At 55.5% G+C, this 4,163-nt stretch carries 4 protein-coding genes; all 4 read right to left on the bottom strand.

The features are described 5' to 3' along the window. Positions 1-34: 34 nt before the first annotated feature. The 4 genes from Q2M23_RS43180 to Q2M23_RS43170 all read right to left on the bottom strand — a co-directional run bounded on the left by Q2M23_RS43180 (position 35) and on the right by Q2M23_RS43170 (position 4,115). On the bottom strand, positions 35-598 hold the full coding sequence (locus tag Q2M23_RS43180; RefSeq protein ID WP_316399456.1) for a reverse transcriptase family protein: 564 nt from the start codon (positions 596-598) through the stop codon (positions 35-37). Further along, entirely contained in the window at positions 580-1,668 is a 1,089-nt protein-coding gene (locus tag Q2M23_RS43175) for a retropepsin-like aspartic protease (RefSeq protein WP_316399455.1), read from the bottom strand. Before Q2M23_RS43175 ends, Q2M23_RS43180 begins: the two co-directional genes overlap by 19 nt. Before the next feature lie 59 nt (positions 1,669-1,727). Then, positions 1,728-2,948, bottom strand: a complete 1,221-nt coding sequence (locus Q2M23_RS44365; protein WP_410469845.1) for a hypothetical protein — start codon at positions 2,946-2,948, stop codon at positions 1,728-1,730. Positions 2,949-3,308: 360 nt separating this feature from the next. Next, a complete protein-coding gene (locus Q2M23_RS43170; RefSeq protein ID WP_316399454.1) occupies positions 3,309-4,115 on the bottom strand; it encodes a DDE-type integrase/transposase/recombinase in 807 nt (268 codons plus the stop codon). Positions 4,116-4,163 lie beyond the last annotated feature (48 nt).

The raw sequence follows: 4,163 nt of genomic DNA, 5'->3' as shown, positions 1-4,163 counted from the left end.
AGGCCAAGCGGTCTTAGGAAGACAAAGTCTCGTGTCAACTCCTTGGCTCACAGAACGACATGGCTACGATCCGACTTTTAGATTGTGGAGTGGGGAAATTGGCAACGGCTTTCGTCTTGTCTGGATCAGGAAGTACTCCTTTCGGAGTAATTACGTGACCAAGGAATTTTAGCTCCTGGTATCCAAAGTGGCACTTGGCCGGTTTCAACGTCAAGTGAGCCTTCTTAAGGGTGTCGAGAATAACTCTTAGTCTTCTCAGGTGTTCATCAAAATCTGGAGCGAAGACCACGACGTCATCGAGGTAAACAAGACACGTTTGCCACTTGAGACCAGCGAGAACAGTGTCCATGACACGCTGGAAAGTCGCGGGTGCCGTACACAGTCCGAACGGCATGACTTTAAATTCGTACAGCCCGTCCGGTGTAACAAATGCCGTTTTCTCGCGATCCCTTTCGTCGACCTCGATCTGCCAGTATCCACTCTTCAAATCCATGGAGGAGAAGTACGTAGAGTGCCGTAATCTGTCGAGAGTGTCGTCTATACGTGGCAGAGGATAAACGTCTTTCTTTGTGACGTTGTTCAGTTTTCGGTAGTCCACGCAGAACCGCAAGGTGCCGTCTTTTTTTTAACTAGGACGACAGGCGACGACCATGGGCTGCAGGACGGCTGGATGACGTCATCATCAAGCATCTCCTGCACTTGACGTTGGATGGTCTCCCGCTCTTTTTGGGACACTCGGTACGGCATCTGCTTGATCGGACGGACAGTGTCGTCGACTATTATGCGGTGTTTGGCAGTATGCGTTTGCTGCACTCGCTCCGACGTGGAAAAGCAGCCCTCGTACTCGTGCAGAAGTCCTAGTAGGCGCCGTCGATAATCGCTTTGGAGTTCAGGGTTGACATCAAACTGTGGTCCTTGCGTACGGCACTGGAGCTTGGCATCTTCGGCGAGTAGGGACAAGGTCTGATCCGGCATGATGTCGGCAAATGTCCCTATCTTCGAGCCGTTCCTGAGGCGCTGCGGTTCACACCTGAAGTTGGTGACCAGAATTTCGGCGTTTCCACGCTGGAAATCTACCAAACCCCTGGCAACACCGATGCCCCGTTGGAGGAACAGATCCATGCTTCCTTCCACAAGGACCGGCGGGAGGCAAGGGCGACTGATATGGACCGCAACAGAAGCTGTCGACCACGGCGGTATGTCGACACAGGAATCAGAGATGAAAACCGGCTCGTTGACTTGGGCACTGGTGTCATTCATCATTTCGTTAGCTTCCTGATTGTCGCAGTCTTCGCAGGGGATGCGAAAAGAAATAACACCCGCATCGAGGTCAATGACGGCGCCGTTTTCTCGGAGGAAGTCCATCCCCAGTATGACATCGCGTGCACTGTTTTCAAGAACAATGAAGCTAACGACGTACTGGACGCCCCTAACGGAGACGGAAGCAGTGCATTTCCCGTACGGCGTTAACAAGTGGTTCCCAGCGGTCCGAATCTGCGGTCCATCCCACGGTGTTGTCACCTTACGCAAGTCGGCGGCGAGTTTTGCGCTAATGATACAGTCGTCGGCGCCAGTATCCACGAGAGCTATGATTTCTCGTCCGTCGATAACAATTCGCAGGTTATTCGTAAGGTCTCCTCTGGCAGGCTGTTCGGCGTCCGGTGTCATAGCTGGAGGCTTTTGCTGTACCTGTTCGTGAGCAGCTTCACCTCCTGGAGCTGCCCTGCCTAGTTTTCCCGCGGGCGGCGAGGAGACGGCGACCTACTCTGACGGCGAGACATCGAGTTCGGAGGGTACGGCGACGATGACCTTGGTCGAGGCGGTATTGGTTCTGCGGACGTGTTGTCCCGGCGCATGTACTCGGCAATGGCAGGCGGCAGGTCGCCAGGTCGGGGTCGGGGTGCATTCGGAGAAAACCCAGGGAGCCCGATGCGTCGATAGGGGCAACCACGATAAATGTGGTTGGCCTCGCCACAGTGGTAACAGAGTGGCCTTCTGTCTGGAGTGCGCCAGACGTCTGTTTTCCTCGGCGCCGGGCGGTCGGCAGAATTACGGTCGTAGCGGGCAGGTATTTCTGGGGAGCGGTAGTCAGTATTACGGTCATAGCGGGCAGGCATTTCTGAGGAGCGGTAGTCTTGCCAACCTGAGGGTGAGGCCACCGATGCCTGTCTCAGTGCAGACGCGTAGGACGGCGAAGGCGGATGGCAGCCTACACCAGCATTGGCTGGGGACGCCAACACTGCTGCCTGTACCTCCTCCCTAATCATCGTGGCTAGTGCAGGGGGCGGCGGATGAACGTTTGATGGCAGAAGCATCCTCTCAATCTCTTCTCTGACGATTTGCCGTATAATGCTCCTTAGAGACTGGTCGTCACAGGGAGACGTTTGGAGGCAAGCGGAGTGGGGACGATTTCTACTGCACATGGCTTTCTCTATCTTCAGGGCTTCGCTGAGGAATGCATCGGCGGTCTCCGGAATGTCCCTGGCAAGAGAGCGGAAAATGTCCTCTTTAACTCCGTGGAGCAGGTGTTTTACCCTCTTATGCTCAGGCATAGCGGGGTCGACCCGTCGTACAAGGCGGAGGATGTCTTCCGTGTACGATGTGACGGTCTCGTTGGGGAGCTGTATCCTGGTTCGGAGCAGTTCTTCAGCACGCTCTTGTCGGTAGTGGGCCGCGAAAGCCTTCTTGATTCCTGTCTTAAAGGCGTCCCATGATGACAGTTCGGGCTCATGGTTCTCGAACCACGTCCGAGCGGGTCCCTCAATGAAGAAGTACGCGTTGGCCAGCTGTAACTCGTCGCTCCAGAAGTTGGCTCTGCACACCCGTTCGTACTGCGCTATCCAGTCGTCCACGTCGTCACTGCCGTCACCGTTAAAGACCCGGGCGTTGCGGGCGATGACTGGGTAGGCGAGTTGCTGAAAGCCGGTCTGCGTGGCAGTTCGAGTCATGTCCGGTGGTACGGTTGACGTTAGCCCTTCGGGTGGAAGACCACAGAGTCGCCGGCTGTACCGCAGGGCTTCCGTGATACTGGAAATGCGATGGGGGTAGTGCCCCGCACCTCCACCAGAAAATTTCACGGATAAAAAGCTTGAGCAGTGGCTTTAATCGGGATGGAGCAAAGCCGTGTGGCTGCGGGTCGAGATCGGATGATGGAATGAATGTGTCCGTGCCGATTCAAAAGCACGCGCGCTGCCACCAGCCACGGCTACAGATGATGATGGTGATCGTGCTGGCACCCCAGACGCCACATTACTCCCTCCTTTGAGAGCGATGCATCGCCTCGATGCATGGTTCGTCGTGGCGGAGTGCTAACGGCGGTAGTACGGCTTCATGCGGACAACGTGGACTATTTCCGGGGCGCATGTGCGACGCGATGGAGTGGAGGCCTCTGGCACGACTTCGTAATCCAGGTCCCCGACGGGACGGAGGACTTTATACGGGCCGAAGTATCTCTTCAGAAGCTTTTCGCTGAGGCCGCGGCGTCGTATTGGAGACCACACCCAAACGAGGTCCCCAGGTGCGAAGCGGACCTCACGTCTGCGCAGGTTGTAACGGTGGGCGTCGCGGCTTTGCTGTTGCTGTATGCGTACCCTGGCCAGCTGTCTGGCTTCTTCGGCTCGTTCGGAGATTCTGATGGCGTCCAGGTCGATTTCGGGGTCGGGCTGGTGCGGTAACATTGCGTCGAGCATTGTTGTCGGCTCCCTCCCGTAAACGAGGTGGAATGGTGTATAGCCAGTTGTCTCTTGGATGGCGGTATTATAGGCGAAGGTTACGTACGGAAGTATCTCGTCCCACGTTTTATGTTCGATATCGACGTACATCGCCAGCATATCGCCGATTGTTTTGTTGAGTCGCTCCGTTAAGCCGTTTGTCTGCGGATGGTAGGCCGTGGTACGCCGGTGCTGTGTATGGCTGAGACGTAAAATTTCCTGCATGAGGTTGGCGGTGAATGCGGCGCCTCGATCAGTAATAACAGCTTCAGGAGCACCGTGGCGAAGGACGATTTGTTCTATGAAGAATTTTGCTACCTCCTTCGCCGTGGCGTGTGGTACTGCTTTGGTTTCGGCATATCGTGTGGAATAGTCTGTGCAGACAGCAAGTCGGATCGTAGACATGTCGTTCTGTGAGCCAAGGGGTTGAGTGTTATAGTTGTGTTTCTAAGT

This window comes from Bradyrhizobium sp. 33ap4, assembly GCF_032654765.1.
Taxonomy (GTDB): Bacteria; Pseudomonadota; Alphaproteobacteria; order Rhizobiales; family Xanthobacteraceae; genus Bradyrhizobium; species Bradyrhizobium australafricanum.
This window is presented reverse-complemented; position numbering and strand designations above follow the sequence as displayed.

Excerpts from the sequence above, each read along its gene's own strand:
- Q2M23_RS43175 (WP_316399455.1), bottom strand. The coding sequence starts at position 1,668 with ATGACACCGGACGCCGAACAGCCTGCCAGAGGAGACCTTACGAATAAC.
- Q2M23_RS44365 (WP_410469845.1), bottom strand. The coding sequence starts at position 2,948 with ATGACTCGAACTGCCACGCAGACCGGCTTTCAGCAACTCGCCTACCCA.
- Q2M23_RS43170 (WP_316399454.1), bottom strand. The coding sequence starts at position 4,115 with ATGTCTACGATCCGACTTGCTGTCTGCACAGACTATTCCACACGATAT.